Origin of the sequence: Paraburkholderia phymatum (assembly GCF_038900715.1) — a bacterium.
Classification (GTDB): Bacteria; Pseudomonadota; Gammaproteobacteria; order Burkholderiales; family Burkholderiaceae; genus Paraburkholderia; species Paraburkholderia phymatum_A.
Window position 1 is genome coordinate 58,220 of sequence record NZ_JAYMRZ010000019.1, and the last position, 22,357, is coordinate 80,576.

The following is a 22,357-nucleotide window of genomic DNA, read 5'->3' on the forward strand; positions in this document are numbered from 1 at the left end:
CCACCGCATTGCCACTGACAGATTGGGGCGCGTTTGAGCGCGCCTCCGATAGTAAGAGGGGAAAGCTTCATGGATTCGAATATAGACTTCGTGTTTTGGCCTGCGCCGATCAGGCATTTGCGATTGCTCGATCACGTAGACGCCGCGGTGGCGGGGGGATTTTCCAGCGTGGCGATTTCGCCCATCACCTATCTCGACGAGGTTGCGCGAGGGCAAAGCGCAAGGGATCTCCGGAGCTATGCTGAGGGCCACGGGGTCTATGTCCGGCATCTGGATTCGCTGACAGGCTGGGCGCCGAGCGGGAAGATGGAGGGATACGACGACGAGATGCGCGCACGCTACATGATCTCGCTCGATCAATCCATTCAGATCTGCGAGGAAATGGGCATCGAGAGCATTCTCGCCTGCGCCGCTTTTGAAGCAGGGACGGTACCGCAGCTATGTCTGGGGACCCGAACCGCCGGACGATTTCGCAACCAATTACGAGGTCGTACATACTGCGCCAAAGAAAAAGGGTGAATCATCAGATGTCTAATCATCATATGCAGCCGGCTCTGGAATTGCCGCGAACGCCGGACATTTCTCTTGAAAACAAGCGTGCGCTCGTCACGGGTGGTAGCCGAGGTATCGGGGTAGCGGCAGCGTCCGCGCTCTGCGAATACGGCGCGCATGTGACACTGGTGTCGCGCTCGGTGGAGGAGGCAGAGCTGGTCGCCGATGCGTTACGAAAGCGCGGTGGTCGGGCTAGTGCGGCTCGGTTGGACGTCACAGATTTACCGAATCTTTCTCGCACCTTGGACGCCATTGTTGGTGATGGCGAACCGTTCGATATTCTGGTAAACAATGCTGGTACGAACCGGCCTGCGCCGTTTATCGATGTGACCGTGGACGACTACGATGCAGTCATGGAGCTGAATGTACGCAGCGCTTTTTTTGTCGCGCAGTACGTCGCGGCTGCGCTGATACGGGCCGGGCGAACCGGGTCGATTATCAACATGTCGTCGCAGATGGGGCATGTCGGTGCGCCGCTTCGGACGGTCTACTGTAGTTCGAAGCATGCGATTCAGGGCTTGACCAAAGCTATGGGCGTCGAGCTAGGGCCTTACGGGATTCGGGCGAATGCGATCTGCCCGACGTTTATCGAAACGCCGATGACCCGAGGCTTCCTGGCGTCCGATGACTTTCGGCGGGATGTGCTGTCCCGTATCAAGCTTGGCCGCGTGGCGACGCAGGAGGACGTGATGGGAGCAGTGCTGTATCTCGCCAGCGATGCATCGGCCATGGTGACGGGCAGCTCGTTGGTGGTTGACGGCGGATGGACAGCCGAATAAGCGCTTGGTAGAGAAAGTTTCATAAAACTGTTCCGGATCTGTTAAGGAAATATTTAAAAGTATATTTGTTTGATATATTAAGCATTCCTATGAAATAAAGATGGTGAGATTGTCAACCATGCGATCCGGTCGCCACCGCTGATTGATGCAATTTCACCGATTCGCAGTCCGTGCGGCCATCCACAGCGTAGACCGATTGTAGTCTACGTCGATTGCGGCGGCGATTGCCGCCGCCGTCGCCAAGTTTTGGGCAAGGGCGGTATCGAGCCAGTGGTCGCCGAGCGCCGCACCGAACACAGCAGTCAACCAGTTTCCAACTTATCGAGTGCATGCATACTCGACTAAATCAGTTCCATTGCATCCGAATCAATTTCGAATGCATCCCCGATCTTTACAGCGTTTTTGTAAAACTCGGTTGCAACCAGATCTGTGTGAACGCCATCAAATGCGCCGGGTAGTCGTTATGAAGCCGTCTATTATGGATAATGAAGGAGCATTTATGCGCACACGGAAGTGGCAACGCCAGGGAAATAGCGGGATTGCGTTCACCGAACTCGGTCTTGGGACCGGTCCGCTGGGTAACCTCTACACCGCGATCGATGAGGACGAGGCGCAGTCAATTCTCGATGTTGCCTGGCGAAGCGGTATTCGGTATTTTGATACTGCACCAATGTATGGTTTGGGTCTCGCTGAAACGCGGATCAATCGATTTCTGAGAAACAAGAACCGCGACGACTACGTCTTGGGCGGTAAGGTTGGACGCCTATTGCGGCGCACTCCCGCAGCTCAGCGCGATGGCATCGGTTTCTGGATGGAGGTTCCCAACCGAAAGGTGATCTACGACTATACCTATGATGGAGTAATGCGATCGGTTGAAGATTCCTTCGAGCGTATGGGTGTTGATCGCTTTGACATTCTCATGGTGCATGACCTAGATGTTTTTACACATGGATCGAAAGAGGCTTTCGAGCAGATGGCGAAAATCTTCTTCAAGGAGGGTGGTTACAGGGCAATGGTCAAACTACGCGACGAAGGAGTGACCACGGCCATTGGCAGCGGCCAGAACGACGTAGAGTGTAGTCAGGCTATCGCGGAGCGCGGCGATTTCGATGTGTTTCTCGTGCCGGGGCGCTATACACTCCTGGAGCAGTCCGCACTCGACAATTTCCTGCCGTTTTGCGAAGAGCGCGGTATTGGCGTCGTGATCGGGGGGCCTTACAATTCCGGCATTCTCGCGACCGGCCCAGTAGAGGGCGCCTACTACAATTATTCCAAGGCTCCGCCGGAAATTCTAAATCGCGTCCGTAACATCCAGACGCACTGCGAGCGCCACGGTGTTCGATTGATTGAGGCTGCGTTTCACTTCCCTCTGATGCATCGGCAGATCGTGTCCGTCATCCCGGGTGGTGGCAACGTTGAGCAAATGAAACAGAATGTTCAGGTGGCAAATGCGACTGTACCTGAGGCTCTTTGGCACGATCTCAAATCAGCTGGCCTTCTCCACGAAAAGGCACCCATCAACTGATGATCATGTCTCGCTTACGCGTACAAATTCTCTCCGTCGACATTCCGTGGTTGTTGTTTGCGGGAGTGTTGTCTGCTAGCGGACGGCTCATCGGGAAGGGGAGGCTGAACGAAATTCTGAAGGCTTTCATGCTTTCGCATGCTCGAGGCTGGTCGTCGTGGACGCGCTTTCCGTTGCCGATACTTGCCAGGACCCCGCTCGGGGGCCTGGCAAATGACGCAGCCGGCTGGATCACCACTGGCGGAAGACGGATTTACATCGATCCTTTGAGCTCTGGCAGCAACTTCAGCCGGAAAAGCACGATATGCTCATTGTACTGGCGATAGACGAGGTCGGGAGCTTTATATCTGACGAGACAACCCGAGTGTAGGTGCAAACAACGTTGGTCGAAGCGGCAACGAGGCGGCTGAAAGGCATGGATGTGGGATCCGTTCGAACCGCCCCGCGGTTGGCTGCCAGACGACGCGGTGAGATTCCCATGAAGAACGGGATCCAGGTGTCCTGTCTAAGAAAATTTGGCGTTGACTGGATGTTTCAACACGTGACAACGGGCCATTGCTTTGCTCCGCGTCCGAAGGGCGGGCGGGCAAATCGCACCGACCAGCGTCGAACCAGCTTGTATGTAACCTTACCTAAATACAGTGATTGAAATTTTATATTCGTCACACTAATTGTATTGAACATAGTGTCAGCGACTTGAGGGCTCCCGACGTATCAGGTCGGCGGCCCTCGCACGGACACTAGCGCACGTTGGAACCAGCTACGGGCGCCGGAATTTTACGCAAGCCAAAGGTGGGGCACTGCTTCGGCGGTTCTTAAGCTCGGCCGTTACTTGCACTACTCAGCATGCCGTACGCAGGGAATCGGCGCCTGTTTGGCCGTCACGCGACATGCAATAACCTCATTCATATTCCGGTCCAAGTTCCACAGCAATAGGCAGCTCGCCGGGCGTGGACAAGAAGCGTTAGAGAGGCCACCCGTATCATGCTGCCCATGAAGGATAGCGGCTCCGCGCCATGGCATGGGTGACGAACACCACGTTGACTTGAATGCCGTTTGCGCCGATTCCTGATGCAATTGGACTCGCGTGTTACAGGACAGTAGGACAACATATCAAATAAGCAGAGGTATCCATGGATGAACAACTGAAGCAAATCGCACTCGCTTATCACTAGAATCCGAAGCCCGGCAAGATCTCGGTCACGCCGACCAAACCGCTGTCCAATCAGCTCGATCTTTCGCTCGCGTACTCGCCTGGCGTCGCAGCAGCGTGCATGGCGATCCACGAAGAACAGCTCGATGCGCAGAAATACACCTCACGCGCGAATCTCGTGGGCGTCGTCACGAACGGCACCGCCGTGCTCGGCCTCGGCAATATCGGTCCGCTCGCCGCCAAGCCGGTGATGGAAGGCAAAGGCTGCCGCTTCAAGAAGATTGCCGGCATCGACGTGTTCGACATCGAACTCGACGAAACCGACCCGGACAAGCTCGTTGAAGCCATCGCGATGTCTCGGCGATGCCGACGGCATGATCTGCGGCCTGCTCAACAGCTTCGACTATCACCTGTAGTTCGTGGAGCAGGTGTTCGGCAAGGCGAAGGAAGCCGAGAACTACGCGACGATGAACCTGCTGATGCTGCCGGGCCGCAACATCTTCATTTGCGACACCTACGTGAACGAAGTGCCGAGCGCCGCACGGCTCGCCGACATGACGATCCTGGCTTCGCGCGAGATCGAGAAGTTCGGCATCACGCCGAAGGTCGCGCTGCTTTCATCGTCGAACTTCGGCAGCGTGCGTTCGTCGACGTCGCAGCGCATGCAGGCCGCGCGCGAGCTGATCGCGGCACGTGCGCCGCAACTCGAAGTGGACGGCGAAATGCACGGCGACGCGGCGCTTTCGGAGATCATTCGCAAGCAGTCGTTCCCCGGCACGACGCTCACGGGCGAAGCAAACCTGCTGGTCATGCCGAACGTGGAAGCGGCCAACATTGCCTACAACCTCTTGAAAGTGATTGGCGGCGAAGGCGTGACGGTCGGTCCGTTCCTGCTGGGCGCTTCGAAGCCGGTGCACATTCTGACGCCGGCGGCGACCGTGCGACGCATCATCAACATGACGACGGTGGCTTCGGCGAACGCGGCAGTTGCGAAGCCAGCCGCGCGCTAAGCGGGTTTTGGCCTGCGCCGCATGCCGGCGTAATGCCCAGGTCGTGACACATGCCGTACCGACCGCTTGCCTCGCCACTATGGCGCCGGAGGGCCTCGGCAAAAAGCGAAAGAGCGAATTTATTTCCCGCCGTGGTTCATAGCGCCCTCGGGCAGCGAAAGAGCAGAGAGTGGTGGAGGGCGGTTGAATCTGGTTTTCGACGTCGGTGTTGCTCTAGCCTAGTCGGGAACTGGGTCTGCTTGCGAGCGCCGAATTCCCGTGGGTCGGAAACTTGCGACTCAGGGATGAACCCGATCCCGCAACCCTTGCACTCAGCAGTGGAACCTACTAAGATGGTTCCATATTCGGCGTGGCGTGAACGACAGCGGGCTGCGCTCCCGGTCGGCGGTGGCCGGACAGCCGCGTGAGGCACTGTGCACCTGGCTACCGCGTTGGAGATCGCGCGAACAGGATTGGACCTGTCTGAGAAGGTCCGATGGCATGACTAGACCAAATGGCGCGACTGGTCGGGTAGCTGCCTCACCGCATTCCGTCCCGTCTAACTAGGCATTGTTTTATCTGAGGTTTCGATGACGTTAGTTGCCGACGATCTGAAGTTTCGATTCACGGCAGACCGGCTGTGCCTCGATCTAGCCTCGACGCTTGGTGAGCGTGGTCATCGCGATATCGAACGTCTGAATACAGTCGAGGACCTCGAGCACTGGGTGGTCGAGTCGGAACTACTGAATGCCCCGATTGCTGCATCAAGAGGTGATCTGATCAGGGTGAAGGTACTGCGGTGCGCAATAATTGCGATCTTTGAGGGTATCCTGCGCGGGCAAACACCCCGTCAGGGCGATCTGCGTGTGGTAAACGAATTAGCGATTGCAGCGCCGATTGGGCTACAGATTGAGAGTGACGCGCAAACGTTGAAAAAGGTAGCCGTCGAAGGATATGCATGTGTATTCTCGACCATTGCCCGAGATGCAATTCAGTTGCTTGCCTCACACCCCGGAGCGCGACTGAAAGCCTGTGAAGACGCCGGTTGTAGGATGCTGTTTCTTGATACGAGCCGCACTGCGAACCGGCGCTGGTGTTCAATGGTTGGTATCGGCTGTGGAAACAGAGCAAAGAAAAGATCCTTCAACGAAAGGCATCGGGAAAAATCATCGTAAATGAGCAGGTAACTCGTTCAATGGGCATGCCGTTCGAATTTTTAAAGTAATACTGGATAAGCACTCGATGTAACTTTGGAGCGGAGGATAGACATGGGTGGAAGGCTAAATAATAAGAGGGCCATTGTGACGGGCGCATCTGGCGGGATCGGTGATGCGATCGTGAAAGTATTCTTGCGAGAGGGTGCGAGTGTCGCGTTGTTCGATATCAGTCATGAAAGGGATTCCCAGCAGGACAAAGCTATCAGTGTACAGGCTGGCACAGCTAGATTTTATGTTGTCGATGTCTCAAACGATGCCCAGGTCAGTCGCGCAGTCGGACAGGTAGAGCGAGATATCGGGCCTGTTGACATACTTGTCAATAACGCGGCCGTAACCGGCTCCTCGTCGGCTCTCCATGAAATTTCAGTTGACGAATATCGGCATGTCTTTGATGTCAACGTACTAGGCCCACTCCTTTGCACCAAGCACGTGGTGTCACGCATGCTCGCAACGGGGCGAACGGGGAGCATCGTTAACGTCGCATCGACCTACGCAGTGGCGGGAAACGGTGACATTCCCCTTTACCACTGTACAAAAGCGTCAGCCGCTATGCTCGCGCGATGTGGGGGTGTATCTTACGCACAGCACGGAATCCGCTTCAACTCGGTACTCCCAGGAACAACGCGCACGCGGATGTCAGTTCAGGCAGCATCACTGAGCGAAGACGGAGGGCGATATCTGTCGGATCTGGTGAGCGCGCATCCAATGAAACGTCAGGCGGACCCCATCGAGATAGCTAACGGCGTCCTTTTTTTGGCGTCCGATGAGGCTAGTTACATAACCGGAACAGAATTGGCAATCGACGGGGGATATCTCGCGCAGTAGAAGCGAGACGCGGTGAGGTCCGGAAGCATAACGGTGTTTTCATGGTATTAATTGGTACTACTATTAATATGAAAGATATGATATCGGATGAATCTGACGAATTCTCCACGTTGATGGAATTCTACGAGGCCGAAACAAAGTATCTCGCGGGAAACGGTGACGATTTCACGCCTATCGCGAGGACACTCGATCCGGAGTGCGTGATTCGTCAACCTTCGTCGCTCCCGTACGGAGGTGTGTGGCGCGGGCACGCGGGTTTCGAAGCCTGGATGAAGTCGTTTGGTGAGCAATGGTCTCGTCTTGAAGTTGTCGATCCAGTCTTCTACACGATCGATGAAAACATCTTCAGCCGCTCACACGTTCATGCGGTGGCGAAACATAGTGGCGTTGCGATCGACTGGCCACTTCTTCAGCACTTCGTTATTCGGAACCGAAAGATTCTCGAGCTCACACCTTTCTATTGGGATACGTCGCTTGTGGTCCGTGCTTTAGCGGGTTGACCAGTCGACAAGGTCACGAATTCGAATACAAAATGGAGACATCAAGTGAAATTATCTACCACTCCCCTCAGCAGAAGTCTGACGCTGGCACCGCTGGTGATGCAATCGCTAACCGTCGCTGTGTGCGCCCTGCTAGCAATCGAACCGTTATCGACGCGCGCTGCCACCGTGAATGTCGATGTCGGACTGGAAAAGCCGGTAGTCGTCGACAACTCGAAACCGGTAAAGCTCGCCGTCTTTATTGAAACAGCGAGCAATAGCGCTGTACAGTCAACGATTGAGGGGGCGCGCGAAAAGGCTAAACAATATGGATTTGCAGTGTCGGTCTTCGACGCTCACTTCGACGTGGCGACGCAGCTCAATCAGATGCAAAACGCCTTGCTGGCTGGCTATAACGCATGGCTCGTCGTACCCGTTGAGGGATCTCAGCTTTGTGACACCGTGGCAAAGACAGCACCGCAAGCTAACGTTCTGGTTGCGCTCGCAACCGGTGCGGCGTGTGGACGATCTTCAAACGAAGGCGAGGCGCTTTGGGCGCCGGGGACCCTGACCTATGTGGGTGGCAACGAGACACCCGATGCGTTTAAGGCCGTAATGATGCGAGCCATAAATGATGGGCGAGAACCGCAGAGGGTAGGGGTGCTAACCGGACCAAATCTCCATCCCATTACAGTCAGCTTCGACAAGGCGCTTGACGAAGTAACGAAGGAAAACCCGCAGTTCAAGGTCGTTGCGAAGTATCGGACTGACTACTCGCCGGCCGACAATCTCGCCAAAACTCAGGCGATGCTACAGGCGCACCCGGACATCACCGTAATAATTGGTGCTTACACCAACATGTCAAAGGGTGCTGTTCCTGCGATTCAGTCAGCGGGGAAAACGGGAAAGATACGCGTCTACGAGGCGGGCGGTACGAAGTGGTCCGTGAACGCGCTGAGCCAAGGTTCCATTCAGGCCACAACCGGATTTTACCGCCGCACGGCTGCTGAAACTGCGGTTCAGGCAATCCTTGATGCGCGCGCAGGCAAAAAGGTGGCGCGTGTTTTCCTCAATGATGGTCACGCGCTGATACCGGGACAAGCACCTGGATCTGTTGGGATTGTGACAAATGCAAACGTCTCGTCTTATCAGCCGGAGTCACCATGATTCGGCCGCTGGATCGTTCCCCCTCGAAGGACTTGGACAGAAAAGTCCGTGCGATTGAGGAGGCTTCGTGAGTAGATCAGATACGTCGCACCCCGCCATCGAATGCGTCGCCGTGTCGAAATCGTTTGGCTCCATTCAGGCGCTCAAACCCCTTAACTTTTTAGTCGAACCGGCAACGATCCATGCGCTCGTTGGTCAGAATGGAGCGGGTAAGTCGACGATGTTGGGTATCCTGGCAGGCAGGACCGCGGCGAGTAGCGGAAAAATCTTCGTCGATGGTGAAGCGGTCGTGCTAGGTAGCCCGAGAAAAGCAAAGGCTGTGGGCATCGCAGCCATCTACCAGGAGCTGACAATTGTGCCCCAATTGTCAGCCGTAGCGAACGTGTTCCTGGGGCAGACACTCTCATATCAAGGCGTTTTGAGCGAGCGCGCCATGCGCGTCCGGTTTCGGCAATGGTGCGAACGGTTTGGAGTGCAGATCCAACCGGACATCTTGGCCTCGTCGCTTTCGGTTGCCACACAGCAGATGATTGAGATCATGCGTGCATTGGAAGCAGACGCACGGATCGTTCTTTTCGACGAACCGACGGCGTCTCTCGCACCTCATGAAAGAGCGGCACTGTTCGGGATGATGCGGGAGTTGAAGGCAGCCGGAAAGACGTTGATTCTCGTCTCGCATAATCTCGAGGAGGTTCTCGACATCGCTGATGACATCACTGTTTTTCGTAATGGCGAGATGATTAGGTCGGATACGCGGAGCGCTTGGAGCAAGTCATCGCTGGTAGATGCAATGCTGGGGGAGCCGGTCGAGGACGTTTATCAGGCACGTCTTCGGCGCGATGTACCACAACGTTCCCACGACATTCTTACCGCCGAGGACGTGAGTGTGCCGGGGGCCATTTCGGACGTTTCAGTTTCGATCCGGCATGGTGAGGTATTGGGTATAGGCGGGCTCGTTGGCTCAGGCAGGTCGACGCTATTGCGGGCGTTGGCAGGACTCGAAACTGGATCGACTGGTCGGCTGTGGATCAATGGTAAAGCGGTTCCATGGCCTCGTTCGCCTCGTGAAGCTAGAACCCTCGGTCTTGCGCTCGTTCCCGAAGACAGGAAGGGACAAGGTCTCGTCCTGGGGATGACTTCCATGGAGAACATCGCGCTGGCCGGTATGGCCCGCAGCGCGAAGTGGGGCGTGATTTCAGAAAATCGCATGCGAGAGCTTTCCAGCCAAGCGTCCACACCACTCAGGTTGGATGTGAAACGCATCCGCGAGCCTGTCGTGAATCTGTCTGGCGGTAATCAGCAGAAGGCGCTGTTCGCGCGATGGCGCTACTACCCGCCAACTGTACTACTCATTGATGAGCCGACGAGAGGGGTTGATGTCGGTGCGAAGTCCGAGATTCTGAACGCGATTCGGGCGTTCGCTGAAGAGGGGGTGGGGGTGGCGCTGGTGTCATCCGAGTTCGAGGAAATTGTCTCGCTGGCAGACCGTGTCGTCATACTAGCGGAGGGTCGACAAGTCGATTTACTCGACACCACGCAGCGTCGGATATCCGTGGAGGCAATACTTCACGCTGCATTCGCAATTGGAGAAAAACATGCAAATTACTAAAGCAGATCAGTTTCGCCGGGCGATCACGCCGGGGATGGCTGGTGGATCTAGTGATGAGTGGTCGGAAGGGGGCTCGGCTCGACTGAAGCGATTGCGCGAGATCTTGAGACAAGGTGCTTTGGTTATCATTTTGATTGTGCTTGTGCTGATATCCGTTAGCTTGTACCCGGGATTCCTCGACCCGAGAAATCTGGGTAATTTGCTGAGCCAAAGTGCGCCGCTGGCAGTGGTAGCAGTTGCAATGACATTGGTGATGGTGACGCGTGGCTTCGATCTATCTGTCGGAGCATTGTACGCGACGGGTGCGACCGTTTACGCGAGCCTGGCATGTCTGGGCTGGTCTCTGCCTCTTGCTGCTGCGGTGACTGTCCTGGTGGGTGTGATCGGAGGAATGGTGAACGCATTCCTTATAACCAGGCTGAACGTTAACGCTTTTGTCACGACACTTGGCACGACCTCCACTTTCAGCGGACTCGCACTGATATATTCCAGATCTTCTCCCTTCGTGGTAGGCAATCCAGAGTTTACGATCCTCGGGCGAGGATCGATATTTGGCATGCCGTACTCGATCCTTATCATGCTGGCATTTTTTTTCGCGGGCCAGTTCGTCCTTTCCAAGACTGTGTACGGCCGCTCGCTTTATGCGATCGGCGGCAATGAGGAGGCCGCGCGGCTTGCGGGAATCCGAACTGCGTTGCTGAGAGGGTCAACCTATGTAATCTGCAGCGCGAGCGCAGCAGTTGCCGGTATGATCATGGCTTCGAGGGTCTCAATAGGCCAGGCGGACATCGGTGGTTCGATGGCGCTTGATGCGATCGCGGTTGTTGTTATTGGTGGCACGTCGCTTCAAGGTGGTTCAGGTGCGATCTGGCGTACCGGTGTTGGCCTTCTCATTGTGGCGACTTTGTCCAACCTGCTTGATTCGCTGGCTGTCGACGCCAACTATCAGTTGGTTATTAAAGGTGCGATAGTCGTGGGCGCGGTTGCGCTCGACGCGATTACGCATAAGCGCCGATGACGTACGTGACACACTGGTTGAAGATTAGGAACACGAATCACGGGGAATTGAGAAAAAATTCAAATTGCGATATCTTTTCTTGCCAACGGGACATAAATAAGACCACATCCCTGTTTTGAGCAACTCGTTGGCGAAGCGTTAGCGGGTGGTGATTCCTGAGCCGTACACAAATATCCCACAGCCTAGTCAGCTCGTCTTGGGACGTGACCTGACTAGGCATCCGAGCGGTCCCATGGGGCTGCCGTCTCCGTTGACGTAGCTGTTCCAGAATGCGCGCGCACGCGTCCGATCGCTTCATCGAACAGGCGGCGATCAATTGCGGCATAGAGCCCCCGCTTTGGCGCGGTCTCCGAGGAGGGCACGGAGACGCGGATGGCCGCACTGATCGTTGAGCATATCTTTAGTCGTTTGACTCCAGCCTCTCGCCTATGAACCAGTCTGTCTACTCGTCGCCTCGTGCGACGTGGCGCAGTCAGTCACGCCGCTTCCCCCGAGGCGTGCAGAAAAACGAATCGCAATTCGACTTTTGCTGTATTGCAAACAGTTGTTATACGAATTTTCGCCTTTGCGACGAAAGTGTAATTCTTGTGCGGGTTTATACCTGGTAAGCGGCTACAGGCCAAAGCCGACAAGGCGTCTACCGATGCGCTTACGAGGCATGTAGCAGCTTCCACGAACAAACGATTGACAGACTTCAACTCGACCTTAGAATGGAGATTGCTGCATCGCACCACCGACTGTGTTCTGTGTCTTATTGTCCGTGAGCGTCTCTTGTGGACATTCGGACTTTTCCATCTTTCATGGAGCCATGGATGAGCACTCTGACGACGGAGCAACTTATCGCTGCGCAGAAAGCCGGCGTCGAAACATCGTTTGTTTTCCTGAACAAGGCATTTGAAGGCATTGAAAGACTGGCCGAACTGAATGTGCAGGCGGTCAAATCGACGCTCGCTGAAAATCAGGAATTCGCCGTCACGGCACTTTCTGCCAAAGAGCCTCTGGAAACGTTTTCACAACAGTCGATCTTGGTTCAACCTGCTGTTGAAAGAGTGCAGTCTTACTGGCACCACGTCTTCGAAGTCTTCTCCAGCACCCAGGCCGAATTTGCTGCGCTCGCAGAAGCACAGGGCAAGCAGTTCCAGAGCGATGCGCAGTCTTTCATCGACGGGCTCACGAAAAATGCGCCGGCGGGAAGTGAGTCCGTAGTGGCGGCCTGGAAGACATTCATCACGACCGCAAGCGAGACAGCCAATTCGGTGTATGAAACTGCTGCGAAAGCCGCCAGGCAAGCCGTGGAGACTGCTGAAAGCAATCTCGATGCAGCGTCAGCTGCCAAACAGCCCCGCCAGGCAGTTGTACCCGTGGAATCGGATACAAAACAGTCGAGTCTTCGACGGTTCTGAAGATGAACGACTGAAAGCTCAGTGAAGACGTTGAATTAGGCGGTAGCCCGTGTGCTGAAACGCTTGCATTCTTGGCGTGATCGGAGACCTCAAAATATAAGTAGTACTTCACATATCGACATTGTTCGTGCCGTTCTCCAATAAAAGCTGAAGCACAGGCCTGATTTCCTTGCGACGGCCACTACCATCGACCGACAATATGACATTACTGATTGGCATTCCTCTGGAGACAGCCACCGGAGAGCGGCGCGTTGCGACCGTGCCCGAGGTGGTCGAAAAACTGATCAAGCTTGGGTTCCCGGTTGCCGTGCAAAGCGGCGCGGGCGCAGGCGCGAACGTTGGCGACGAGGCGTATCATGCTGCGGGTGCCGAGGTCGTCGCAACGGCCGCCGAACTCTGGGCCCGCAGTGACATCGTTTTCAAGGTGCGCCCCCCGAGCAACGAAGAAGTGGCCCTGATGCGCGAGGGCGCCACGCTGATCGGCTTTGTGTGGCCGGCCCAGAACCCGGAGCTGATGCGACAACTGGCTTCCAGGCAGGTCACAGTGCTGGCCATCGATTCGCTGCCGCGGACGCTGTCGCGCGCGCAGAAGATGGACGCGCTCACCTCGATGGCCGGCGTTAGCGGCTACCGCGCGGTGATCGAGGCAGCCATGCGTTCGGCCGCTTCCTGAACGGTCAGGTCACCGCTGCCGGCAAGGTCCCGCCTGGCATTGTCACGTTGCTGAGCTGGTCGCGTAACATATCGTGATGAAAAAGACGAAATCGCTCTACCACGGCCATCGCTTCCCCGCGACGGTCATCAGTTGCGCGGTACGCTGGTATTTCAGGTTCCAGCTCAGTCTGCGCGATATCGAGGAGCTGCTGTTCGAGCGTGGCGTGGTCGTCAGCCATGAATCGATCCGGCGATGGATAGACAAGTTTGGGGCTGGTTTCGCGCATCGTGCGAAGGCTGCCCGTCGCCAGCTGGGCAGCACTTGGCATCTCGATGAGGTGTTCGTGTCATTGCGCGGTGAACCTTATGTGCTGTGGCGTGCCGTCGACCAGCACGGCATCGAGCTCGACATCCTGCTACAGAAGCGGCGCGACAAGGCCGCCGCGAAACGTTTCTTCAAACGTGTACTGGCGGCCTGTCCCGAGGTGCCGAAGAAGATCGTCACTGACCAGTTGCGCAGTTACCCCGCAGCAAAGGCCGAAATCCCGGAACTGGCGAACGTGAAGCATGTGTTCGTCAAGGCCGCTGCCCGCGTCAACAACCGTGCAGAAAACAGCCATCAACCCACGCGTGAACGCGAGCGATGTATGCGTGGTTTCTGCCTGCCTGGACGCACGCAGGCGTTCCTGTCGTGTTTCGGTCCGATCCGGCAACACTTCGCGCTTAAGCGTCATCTGCTGCGCGCTTCGCTTTATCGAAAGCAGCTAGCGACCCGGTTCGAAGCCTGGCGGCTTTTCACCGGTCTCACCCAAAATCCGTCTGCTGTTTTCTGAGCGATTGTTTCGCCTGCACACGATTCGTCCGGTGATCGGCAACGTGACAAAGCCTTGGCCTGAGCTTCCTGATGGGAATACAGAATGCCGTCGTGACCCGCATCTCGGACGCCAAGGTCCGCGCCACACACGTTTCCGGCATGTCAACCGATATCGGCATCGAATTCGGCATGCTACTTGACATCATCCGGGGACGTGAACCGGATGTCGAGCTTGCGCCTCATTCGACCAGACTGCGTCTGCACGTTCAAACGGTGCTGTCGTTCCTGGCTGGCGGTGTCGCGGGGATGGTGGTCTATGAGGCAATCGGCACGCGGCTCCTCTTCGCGGCCGCGATACTGCTTTTCGCGATGGCAATCACGGCCATCATCCGCGCCCGGACAGAGGGCAATCAGATAACGACGCGCTGATTGCCCAGTCAGGCCCTTGCGCCTCGAGCAGACCGGCGAGTCCGTAAAGCATGACAGCGCGCGCAGAGGCAACCAAATGTCGGCCGGCATTATCAAGGGCCACACTTTCCGCCTGCCCGGAGGTCTGTGTCCGGCGGATGTCCGGCGGCTTTGTCAGATCGCTCCAGCGCGAAGCTGTTCGCCGCCGGCAGACCTACAGCGTTGGAATTACGCTCGGCACCTCCAGGTGATATTCGACGCGCTTGATACCGGGCACACCCTCGGCGGCAATGCGGATCGCGCGCTTTTCCTCCTCGGACTCGATCACGCCCCATAGATGCGCGACACCGTCCCTGACGAGCACACCCTGTTTCGGCAGCCCCCAAGGCTTCCCATGCATTTCCAGAACGATCGCGTCGCGCAGGCTCGTATCGTCGTGTGAAGCCGAATTAATGGCTGGCGCGGCGCTCGCCAGAGCGCGGATCATGTTCGAACGGCTCACGATTCCGACCAGCTTGCCGTCCCTGAGCACCGGCACGCGTTTGAGGTGTCGGCGCTCCATGAGGTCGGCAATCTTGTCGAGCGGCAAGTCCTCTGAAATAGAGATCACCCGATTGCACATCACGTCGCCGACGACATGACCGTGCTCCTTCACGTACCTCGCGGCCTGCTCACGCGGCGACGACAACAGGAATTCGAGCCACCACCGACGCTTCCCGTGGCCGGTGCCGTTCTCTACGCGATGCAGCAGGTCCCGCTGGCTGACGATGCCGATGACTTTTCCGTCCGCGTCGACGACGGGCATCCCGCTGATGCCGTTGTCGACGAACAGTCTCGCGGCGTCGTGGATCGTCATGTCTGGTGTGGCGGTAACGACGGACGTAGTCATAATGTCGAGTGCGCGCATGATCGTTCCTTCAGCGTGTCGCAACGGGTCCCCATCTGCTGCACCCGTCGCCCAGTTTCGGCAGACGTACCGGCGGCGGATCGGCCGGTGCTGAGGCGCCTTGGTTCAAAGGCAAAATGTGATATCGGGTTGAGGGCGCTACCTTTGTGAAAGGCTCACTGTGACCGAAATCTTCGTACCGTTCTTCCAATGACGCGTGGCCACGAATGGTCGCGAATACTCACGCTACCAGCCGGCCTAGCATGGCGATGAGCCCAGGAAGCACAAATGGCAACACCACTGCCGATACGATTCCATTCATGGCCATGCCGAGACCCGCGAATGCACCGGCCTCCTCGCTGATCTGGAACGCCCGTGCCGTACCTATGCCGTGCGAGGCCACGCCAATCGCGAAGCCTCGCGAGTCGTCGCGGCGAACTCCCACCAGGCCGAGCATGAGTGTAGATATCACGGCTCCCGTAATGCCAGTCGCGATCACAATCGCCGCGGTCAACGCGGGAATGCCGCCGACCCTGATTGAAATCAGCATTGCGATGGCTGCCGTGACCGATTTGGGTGCAAGCGAGACGACCGTCGTTGCCTGGCAATGAAACAGCAATGCTATTGCGACCGCCGACAACACGGCCACGGATGAACCCGCCAGCAGCCCGCACAGTAGCGGGAAACATGCCCTTCGCAGTTTGTGAATCTGCCGGTACAACGGAACCGCCAGCGCGACAATCGCCGGGCCCAGCAGGAAATGAATGAACTGCGCCTGTGCGAAATAGACGCGATAGTCGATGTGCGTCAGCTTAAGCACGACGATCAACATCATCACCGCGACGGCGACGGGGTTCGCGAACGGATGGTTCCGGCACCGGGCATGAAGCCAGCGCGCAAACAGATACGCTCCGATCGTCAGGGCGAGCGCCGGTACGGGAGATTCGCTCAGGTACGTGCGGGCGAGCGTGGTGATCTCTGGCGTGGACATGGCTGCCTCTTTGCGGATGGTATGACGCGCCGTGTCCGCTAATGCTGCGCCTCTGCGGACGGGACAGCGGAGCGCTTGCGCCTTTGCAAAAGCGCACACGTTACGATTCCGGTAACCGCGACCGAGAGGGCCGTGCTAACGACGATCGCCAGCAGGATGGCGATCAGTTGACCGTTCAATGCCCCTGACAGCCCGACGACGCCCACACCGGCTGGGATGAACAGAAGCGACAGGTGATTCAGAAGTCCAAGCGCGGGTTTTTCCAGTCGATGTCCGACTGACGGTGCGGTCGCCAATAGGGCAGCGAGCAGCACCATGCCGATGACAGGTCCCGGAATTGGCACGCGCAGGATGCGCGCGAGCAGCTCGCCGACGCCTTGAAATGCAATCAATGTCGCGAAGGTGCATACGACGCCGACATCACCGCTTACAACTGCGTTGGGTCGCGTATTGCGCAATGAAAGATTCATGTCGGCGCTCCGCATGGTGCGCCTGCCGGACGCACCGGAGAGCGCTCTCATTGAAGAACGATCAATGCGGATAACGATTTCAGTCTGGCTGCATGTGATTGCGTATCCAGGATTGTCGAACACGCTGGGCCGCGGCTGGGCAGCGCTGGCTCAAAACGCGCATCGTGAAGTTCTTGCAATCAGGCGTCGATAACAGTCTTCCCGCTTTCTGATCGGGGCCGAGAACATCGAAACAACTTATATCTGTATCGACGCCGACCTGAACAAGGGCGCGCGCACTTCTGGCACAGATTGACCGGATGTCTTTCGGATCAGGTGTCAGTTTCCACCACCATAAAATTCGTTTATCCGATCCAGTGTCCCATCCTGCTTCGCCCGGATCAGTTCCTGATAGACCTGGGCGCGCGTCTTGCCGACACCCGCTGCGCTGGCGGTGCCTGGCGTCGTTCCGCCGACGGAGTCGGTCGTCATCGCGGCATTGCTGTCGGAACTCATACTCGACGTACTGGCGTCGTCGGCGTGGACCTGCATCGCATACAGTGACAATGCTGCGACGGGAATTACAATCATCGCTTTCATGGCGTTCTCCAGCATGGTGCATTGACATTGCCGGCGCGGAACGCCGACATTGACGACTGTATGCGCTGGTCAAATGCGCATGAATAAGGTGCCCGTCCTAAAAGAGGCTCGGGGATTGCCCTATTAAGCGGTCTGGCTCCGTTCTATTGGCTTTCGATTAACTTAATATTTCCTAATCCAAAATATAATGATGATGCACTTCACGTGCGTGATGATGCTTTCATATTTGCTACACGTTCCTCAGCGTCGGGGAAAGTGGCGAAGTGGTCATTTCAGTGACAATCGTCCTCTCGTGGTGGCGTGGATCGAATTCCGGATACGAAGCGGGCCGGGCATGAAATGCGAGCGATGTATGTGCGGCAGCGGGCTGGATTGAAGATGTGCTGGAGCACCTGGACGTACGCCATCACAAGCGTAAGGCCTATGAAAAGGCCAAATGCGATTACAGACACGTCCGGAACCGAGGCGCGCATAGCGCTCGAAAGAAGGAGAATATAGTTAGCGTCAGAAGTTCGGCGATCAACCAGACGGTGATCTGTGCCTTGAATCGCATTTTCCGGTCGACCTTACGCAAGCGAAAGAAAACGCGACACGTGGAACTCAAGACTGTCGGACGTAACAAACAACCGATGAAAAATATCGTTCTTCAAGCAATGACTTCACAAAATGACATCTCCGAGTTGTTTGCAGGCCGCGGTCCGCTTGCATCGCGAATCGATCTGGGCAAGGAAGCGCGCAGAAAGGTTTCGCGAGCGAAGCTTGCCGTCTGCAAGATAGAAAGGCGAGATCCGATCGCGCTGCTCGAAGCATCCAACGTGGGCCGCGTACCGGAGCTGATTCCCATGCGTTACGGGCGCATGCTTGAGAATCCGTTCGCGTTCTATCGCGGCTCGGCGCCGCTGATGGCATTTGATCTGTCCAGATTGCCGCGCACCGATGTCATCGTGCAGTTGGGCGGCGACGCGCATCTGGGCAATTTCGGGCTTTTCGCGAGTCCCGAGCGACGGATTCTTTTCGGCCCCAACGACTTCGACGAAACATTACCGGGACCCTTCGACTGGGATGTGCGCAGACTGGCCGCCTCGTTCGTGATCGCTGCTCGTGAACATGGATTTGCAATAGGCGACCAGCGCAGCATCGTCGGCCGGTTGTGCGAGACATTCCGGCAACGCATCGCGGAATTCGGCAGAATGGATACGCTCGACGTCTGGTACCACCAGTTCAGGTCGACCAGCCTGCTGGCCATTGCCGATACAGCCGAGGAAAGGGGAAAGGAGCTCGCGGTCATCGACAAGGCGCGATTGCAGTCGTCGCGTTCTGTGCTGGGCCATTCGACCGAACTGGTCAACGGCAAGCTGCGCATCAGGGAGCTGCCGCCGCTCGTGTATCACATCCCGCTGGAAAACCGGCGCGAGCGCAAGCAGTACGACGACATGATCCGGCGTTTCTTCGCCGATTACCGACTGACGCTTGCAGACGACAGGCGCGCACTGTTCGACCGTTATGAACTGGTCGATGTCGCGATTCGCGTCGTCGGCATTGGTTCGGTGGGAACGCGTTGTTATGAGGCGCTCTTCATGGCCGACGGAGAGAGCCCATTGTTCCTGCAGCTCAAGGAGGCGAGGGCTTCCGTGTTGGAGGGCTATCTTCCGGCAAGCCAGTACCCGAACCATGGCCAGCGCGTGGTGACTGGTCAGCGGTTGTTGCAGTCGGCCAGCGACATCTTTCTTGGCTGGTCCAAGATGCATCACACGGGCAATGATTTCTATGTCAGGCAGTTGCGCGACATGAAAGGCGCATTCGATTTCACCACGTTCGACGTCGAAGATCTCGCCGAGTATGCGGTGTCGTGTGGCACCGCATTGGCCCAATCGATGGCGAAGGCGGGCGACCCCGCGCTGATCAGCGGATATGTGGGCAAGTCGGCCGCGTTCGACGAGGCTATCGAGCGGTTCGCGCTGGCCTACGCGGAGCAGAACGAGGCGGACTGGACCGTGCTGAAATCCGCCGTCAAGGCGGGGCGAATTCAGGCTATGCGTGAATGATCATATTGCGAACCGCTCGCGCAATGTCTCCCGAGACGTTTGTCATCCCTTTTGCTGTTTCTCTCGCGCGAACTCGCGGATGTGCGCCGCGAGTGAAGGTGCGCCTGAATCTCGGTCGACAAAGTGAGACACCTCGAGCGTGGTCAGGTCGATGGTCACCTGGTCGTCGGGCGCTTTCGTATGCGGTCCCGTCGACAGCGGCGTCACATTCAATGCGCAACTGACTCGCGTTGACAGTGATTCCCAGGTAACCCCGTTCGCACCGTCGCTCGTGCATCGATGCGTCGGTTCCATTCAGGAACCGGCCATCCAGGCACGCTGCCTAAAGTGTTGCTTGTCAATCTCAACTGACGCGGGCCGGTGATTCCGTCAACGTCAGCCGCGGCAGTCGACCGGTTGCGGCAGAATCGGATACACATTCCACACAGCGTTCAAGGCAATGTCCGTCTTTGCCAGTTTCGTTGGCGTATCTTCGAGACCGGCTCTGAGTAGGTCTGAGTGCCGTTGGGCTCGGTGGGTGAGCCGGGTTAGCGTGCCGTGGCTTCATACGCGGCAGCACCACTGCAACGCAAAAGCGACTCACGTGGCGCCGCGTGCATCGCTTCTGCCGCTTTCCATCGCGACCACGCGGTTCTTCCCGTCGCGCTTGGCGCGATACAGCGCGAGGTCGGCGGCCTCGATCAGCGTCGTCATCGGCGCGTCGAGCGCGGGAACCTGCGTCGCGCACCCGACGCTGATCGTGACATGCTGGCCCGATGACGCGCCCGCATGCGGAATGCGCAACGCCTCCACATGGAGCCGGATTTTCTCGGCGAGCAGGCGCGTGCCGCCCGCCGACGTACCCGGCAGCACGACCGCGAACTCTTCGCCGCCGAACCGCGCCGCGAGATCACCGGGCCGCCCGAGACAGCTTTCGACGGTCGACGCGATCTGCTTGAGCACTTCGTCGCCCGCCACGTGGCCGTACGTGTCGTTATACGGCTTGAAGCTGTCGACGTCGATCATCAGCATCGAGACTTCGGTTTGCGCCCGCATTCCGCGCCGCCATTCGGCGCTCAGATATTCGTCCAGATAACGGCGGTTCGACAGGCCCGTCAAACCATCCGATTGCGTGAGCTTGCGCAGTTCGAGATTGGCTTCGAGCAATTGCTGCTGCGATTCGCGCAGCGCGCGATACGCCTGGTCGCGTTGCAGCAGATTCACGTACGAGCGCGAGTGATAGCGGATGCGCGCGACGAGTTCAATGCGGTCGGGCAGCTTGACGAGGTAATCGTTCGCGCCTGCCACGAAGGCCGCGCTCTTGATGGTGGGCTCCTCTTTCGTCGACAGCACGATGATGGGCACGTCACGCAGTTTCGCGTTCGAACGATACGCCTTGACGAGCGTGAGACCGTCGATGCCAGGCATGACGAGATCCTGCAGGATTACCGTGGGCCGCGTGTCGGTCGCCGCGCGGATCGCATCGTCGGCGCTCGGGCAGTAGTGCAGGTCGATGCCGTCCTCGTTCGTGAACGCGCGGCGCACGGCTTCTGCGACGATCGCCTGGTCGTCAACGAGCAGCACCATGATGGGCACGTCGGACAGCGCAGCCGTGTCCAGCGCGGCGCGCGCGGCGTCGAGCGCGGCGTTCGCGCGATCAGCCGACGTCGATGTGGAACCCCCCTGGTCCCGTGCCCCGATTTGATCGAAGTCCATGTGCGTACCCCTGTTGGAATTGCCTCTCATGCGCCGTCTCTGCCCTTGACTGCGTGTCGCCCCTGCCCTGGTTCTTCTGCTGCCATCCTTGCGTCAACGTCGCGCGAACGTTGCCAGATGGTCGGCGATGCCGCCGAGCGCCACGATCCGCTGCGCGGCGCCGAGCGCCGCGGCGGCCTTCGGCATGCCGTAGACAGCGCTCGTCGCTTCGTCTTGCGCAATCGTGTCGTAGCCCTTCGCGCGCATCGCCTTCAGTCCGATCGCGCCGTCGCGGCCCATGCCCGTCAGCAGTACGCCGAGTGCCTCGCCGGGCCAATGTTCGACGACGCTGTGAAAGAACACGTCGACGGAAGGACGATAGGGCAGATCGGCAGGTTCGCGAGTGTAGTGCAGCGCGCCGTGTTGTGTCAGCAGCATGTGGTCATTCGTTGCCGCGAGCAGCGCGACGCCCGCGCACGGGACATCACTCTCGCGCGCCGTGCGCACGGTGAGCGGGGTCTGTCCGTCGAGCCACTGCGCCATGCCGTCGGCGAACACCTTGTCGACGTGCTGGACGATCACGATGGGCGCCGCGAACGATGCGGGCAGGCTGCCCAGCACGGTCGCGAGCGCGACGGGTCCGCCCGCCGATGCGCCAATCGCGACGAGCCGCTGCGCATCGTGCCTGAGCGGCGCGCGAGCCGTGTGCAGCGGCGCCGTCGGCTTGTCCATCAGCCGGCCGATCTGGTCGATTTTCTGCAGCAGCAACTGCGCGGCATCGCTCACGCCGCGCCCGGCGAGTGTCGGCGTATCGACGGCGTCGAGCGCACCCGCGCCCATCGCCTCGTAGACGCGCCACGTGTTCGTGCCGACGCTGCTCGTCACGATCAGGATCGGGCAGGGCGTGCGCGCCATGATGCGGCGCGTCGCCTCCACGCCGTCGAGCTTCGGCATGATCAGATCCATCAGCACGACGTCGGGCGTGTGCGCGGCACAGAAATCGACGGCCTCTTCGCCATCGGCGGCGACCCAAAGCACGCGATGCTCCGGGCGCAGCGCGATCACGCGGCGCAGCGCCTCGACGGCGAGCGGCAGGTCGTTGGCGATGCCGATGTTCATG

20 protein-coding genes and 3 pseudogenes are annotated in these 22,357 nt (G+C 58.0%); 17 read left to right on the top strand and 6 right to left on the bottom strand.

Going from position 1 to position 22,357, the window contains the following annotated elements:
* Nucleotides 1-69 precede the first annotated feature (69 nt).
* From VSR68_RS29395 to VSR68_RS29460, 15 genes and pseudogenes are all read left to right on the top strand, one after another.
* The gene (locus tag VSR68_RS29395) at nt 70-519 is read left to right on the top strand and encodes a hypothetical protein (protein ID WP_342943203.1); all 450 of its coding nucleotides are present in this window, start codon (nt 70-72) and stop codon (nt 517-519) included.
* A gap of 8 nt (nt 520-527) precedes the next feature.
* Nucleotides 528-1,331 (top strand): SDR family NAD(P)-dependent oxidoreductase, encoded by an 804-nt coding sequence (locus VSR68_RS29400; RefSeq protein ID WP_342943204.1) that lies wholly within the window; start codon nt 528-530, stop codon nt 1,329-1,331.
* A gap of 499 nt (nt 1,332-1,830) precedes the next feature.
* A complete protein-coding gene (locus VSR68_RS29405) occupies nt 1,831-2,856 on the top strand; it encodes an aldo/keto reductase (protein ID WP_342943205.1) in 1,026 nt (341 codons plus the stop codon).
* A gap of 1,217 nt (nt 2,857-4,073) precedes the next feature.
* Nucleotides 4,074-4,286: pseudogene (locus VSR68_RS42900) on the top strand (hypothetical protein); the annotation flags it as partial.
* Between the two features lie 79 nt (nt 4,287-4,365).
* A pseudogene (locus VSR68_RS29410) lies at nt 4,366-5,019 on the top strand (phosphate acyltransferase); the annotation flags it as partial.
* Nucleotides 5,020-5,588: 569 nt separating this feature from the next.
* The gene (locus tag VSR68_RS29415; RefSeq protein ID WP_342943206.1) at nt 5,589-6,173 is read left to right on the top strand and encodes a CGNR zinc finger domain-containing protein; all 585 of its coding nucleotides are present in this window, start codon (nt 5,589-5,591) and stop codon (nt 6,171-6,173) included.
* A gap of 93 nt (nt 6,174-6,266) precedes the next feature.
* Nucleotides 6,267-7,040 carry an SDR family NAD(P)-dependent oxidoreductase gene (locus tag VSR68_RS29420; RefSeq protein ID WP_342943207.1) on the top strand — a complete coding sequence of 258 codons (774 nt, stop codon included), beginning with the start codon at nt 6,267-6,269 and terminating at the stop codon, nt 7,038-7,040.
* A gap of 113 nt (nt 7,041-7,153) precedes the next feature.
* Nucleotides 7,154-7,540, top strand: a complete 387-nt coding sequence (locus VSR68_RS29425; RefSeq protein ID WP_342943208.1) for a nuclear transport factor 2 family protein — start codon at nt 7,154-7,156, stop codon at nt 7,538-7,540.
* Nucleotides 7,541-7,585: 45 nt separating this feature from the next.
* Nucleotides 7,586-8,686, top strand: a complete 1,101-nt coding sequence (locus tag VSR68_RS29430; protein WP_342943209.1) for a sugar ABC transporter substrate-binding protein — start codon at nt 7,586-7,588, stop codon at nt 8,684-8,686.
* A 67-nt stretch (nt 8,687-8,753) separates the two neighbouring features.
* Nucleotides 8,754-10,295 (top strand): sugar ABC transporter ATP-binding protein, encoded by a 1,542-nt coding sequence (locus VSR68_RS29435; RefSeq protein WP_342943210.1) that lies wholly within the window; start codon nt 8,754-8,756, stop codon nt 10,293-10,295.
* A gap of 199 nt (nt 10,296-10,494) precedes the next feature.
* Nucleotides 10,495-11,313, top strand: coding sequence for an ABC transporter permease (locus tag VSR68_RS29440; protein ID WP_342943298.1), 819 nt, complete (start codon nt 10,495-10,497; stop codon nt 11,311-11,313).
* A gap of 812 nt (nt 11,314-12,125) precedes the next feature.
* On the top strand, nt 12,126-12,716 hold the full coding sequence (phaP, locus tag VSR68_RS29445) for a TIGR01841 family phasin (RefSeq protein WP_342943211.1): 591 nt from the start codon (nt 12,126-12,128) through the stop codon (nt 12,714-12,716).
* Between the two features lie 199 nt (nt 12,717-12,915).
* Nucleotides 12,916-13,433: pseudogene (gene pntA, locus VSR68_RS29450) on the top strand (Re/Si-specific NAD(P)(+) transhydrogenase subunit alpha); the annotation flags it as partial.
* Between the two features lie 32 nt (nt 13,434-13,465).
* Nucleotides 13,466-14,203 carry an IS6 family transposase gene (locus VSR68_RS29455; RefSeq protein ID WP_342943212.1) on the top strand — a complete coding sequence of 246 codons (738 nt, stop codon included), beginning with the start codon at nt 13,466-13,468 and terminating at the stop codon, nt 14,201-14,203.
* Between the two features lie 92 nt (nt 14,204-14,295).
* Nucleotides 14,296-14,613 carry a DUF1275 family protein gene (locus VSR68_RS29460; RefSeq protein WP_428983610.1) on the top strand — a complete coding sequence of 106 codons (318 nt, stop codon included), beginning with the start codon at nt 14,296-14,298 and terminating at the stop codon, nt 14,611-14,613.
* Between the two features lie 193 nt (nt 14,614-14,806).
* Here the strand turns inward: VSR68_RS29460 and VSR68_RS29465 are convergent, their stop codons facing one another.
* The 3 genes from VSR68_RS29465 to VSR68_RS29475 all read right to left on the bottom strand — a co-directional run bounded on the left by VSR68_RS29465 (nt 14,807) and on the right by VSR68_RS29475 (nt 16,939).
* Nucleotides 14,807-15,499, bottom strand: coding sequence for a CBS domain-containing protein (locus VSR68_RS29465; protein ID WP_342943213.1), 693 nt, complete (start codon nt 15,497-15,499; stop codon nt 14,807-14,809).
* 220 nt (nt 15,500-15,719) lie between these two features.
* The gene (locus tag VSR68_RS29470; RefSeq protein WP_342943214.1) at nt 15,720-16,469 is read right to left on the bottom strand and encodes an LrgB family protein; all 750 of its coding nucleotides are present in this window, start codon (nt 16,467-16,469) and stop codon (nt 15,720-15,722) included.
* Nucleotides 16,470-16,507: 38 nt separating this feature from the next.
* On the bottom strand, nt 16,508-16,939 hold the full coding sequence (locus VSR68_RS29475) for a CidA/LrgA family protein (RefSeq protein ID WP_342943215.1): 432 nt from the start codon (nt 16,937-16,939) through the stop codon (nt 16,508-16,510).
* On the opposite strand from VSR68_RS29475, the gene VSR68_RS29480 reads away from it, so the two are divergent.
* A complete protein-coding gene (locus VSR68_RS29480; RefSeq protein WP_342943216.1) occupies nt 16,938-17,132 on the top strand; it encodes a hypothetical protein in 195 nt (64 codons plus the stop codon). The two genes, VSR68_RS29475 and VSR68_RS29480, sit on opposite strands and share 2 nt — an antisense overlap.
* A 125-nt stretch (nt 17,133-17,257) precedes the next feature.
* Here the strand turns inward: VSR68_RS29480 and VSR68_RS29485 are convergent, their stop codons facing one another.
* Nucleotides 17,258-17,518 (bottom strand): DUF4148 domain-containing protein, encoded by a 261-nt coding sequence (locus VSR68_RS29485; protein WP_342943217.1) that lies wholly within the window; start codon nt 17,516-17,518, stop codon nt 17,258-17,260.
* A 542-nt stretch (nt 17,519-18,060) separates the two neighbouring features.
* Between VSR68_RS29485 and VSR68_RS29490 the strand changes: the two genes are divergently transcribed.
* A complete protein-coding gene (locus tag VSR68_RS29490) occupies nt 18,061-19,563 on the top strand; it encodes a DUF2252 domain-containing protein (RefSeq protein WP_342943218.1) in 1,503 nt (500 codons plus the stop codon).
* Between the two features lie 579 nt (nt 19,564-20,142).
* On the opposite strand, the gene VSR68_RS29495 is transcribed toward VSR68_RS29490, so the two are convergent.
* Complete coding sequence (locus tag VSR68_RS29495; RefSeq protein ID WP_342943219.1) at nt 20,143-21,258, bottom strand: diguanylate cyclase; 1,116 nt, start codon at nt 21,256-21,258, stop codon at nt 20,143-20,145.
* Between the two features lie 93 nt (nt 21,259-21,351).
* On the bottom strand, nt 21,352-22,356 hold the full coding sequence (locus VSR68_RS29500; protein ID WP_342943220.1) for a chemotaxis response regulator protein-glutamate methylesterase: 1,005 nt from the start codon (nt 22,354-22,356) through the stop codon (nt 21,352-21,354).
* Nucleotide 22,357 lies beyond the last annotated feature (1 nt).

What these genes read in the sequence shown, in the direction of transcription:
- VSR68_RS29400 (WP_342943204.1), top strand. Translation starts at nt 528, where the DNA reads ATGTCTAATCATCATATGCAGCCGGCTCTGGAATTGCCGCGAACGCCG.
- VSR68_RS29455 (WP_342943212.1), top strand. Translation starts at nt 13,466, where the DNA reads ATGAAAAAGACGAAATCGCTCTACCACGGCCATCGCTTCCCCGCGACG.
- VSR68_RS29470 (WP_342943214.1), bottom strand. Translation starts at nt 16,469, where the DNA reads ATGTCCACGCCAGAGATCACCACGCTCGCCCGCACGTACCTGAGCGAA.
- VSR68_RS29465 (WP_342943213.1), bottom strand. Translation starts at nt 15,499, where the DNA reads ATGCGCGCACTCGACATTATGACTACGTCCGTCGTTACCGCCACACCA.
- VSR68_RS29495 (WP_342943219.1), bottom strand. Translation starts at nt 21,258, where the DNA reads ATGGACTTCGATCAAATCGGGGCACGGGACCAGGGGGGTTCCACATCG.
- VSR68_RS29480 (WP_342943216.1), top strand. Translation starts at nt 16,938, where the DNA reads ATGTCGGCGCTCCGCATGGTGCGCCTGCCGGACGCACCGGAGAGCGCT.
- VSR68_RS29425 (WP_342943208.1), top strand. Translation starts at nt 7,154, where the DNA reads ATGGAATTCTACGAGGCCGAAACAAAGTATCTCGCGGGAAACGGTGAC.
- phaP (WP_342943211.1), top strand. Translation starts at nt 12,126, where the DNA reads ATGAGCACTCTGACGACGGAGCAACTTATCGCTGCGCAGAAAGCCGGC.
- VSR68_RS29395 (WP_342943203.1), top strand. Translation starts at nt 70, where the DNA reads ATGGATTCGAATATAGACTTCGTGTTTTGGCCTGCGCCGATCAGGCAT.
- VSR68_RS29415 (WP_342943206.1), top strand. Translation starts at nt 5,589, where the DNA reads ATGACGTTAGTTGCCGACGATCTGAAGTTTCGATTCACGGCAGACCGG.
- VSR68_RS29500 (WP_342943220.1), bottom strand. Translation starts at nt 22,356, where the DNA reads ATGAACATCGGCATCGCCAACGACCTGCCGCTCGCCGTCGAGGCGCTG.
- VSR68_RS29420 (WP_342943207.1), top strand. Translation starts at nt 6,267, where the DNA reads ATGGGTGGAAGGCTAAATAATAAGAGGGCCATTGTGACGGGCGCATCT.
- VSR68_RS29485 (WP_342943217.1), bottom strand. Translation starts at nt 17,518, where the DNA reads ATGAAAGCGATGATTGTAATTCCCGTCGCAGCATTGTCACTGTATGCG.
- VSR68_RS29405 (WP_342943205.1), top strand. Translation starts at nt 1,831, where the DNA reads ATGCGCACACGGAAGTGGCAACGCCAGGGAAATAGCGGGATTGCGTTC.
- VSR68_RS29475 (WP_342943215.1), bottom strand. Translation starts at nt 16,939, where the DNA reads ATGAATCTTTCATTGCGCAATACGCGACCCAACGCAGTTGTAAGCGGT.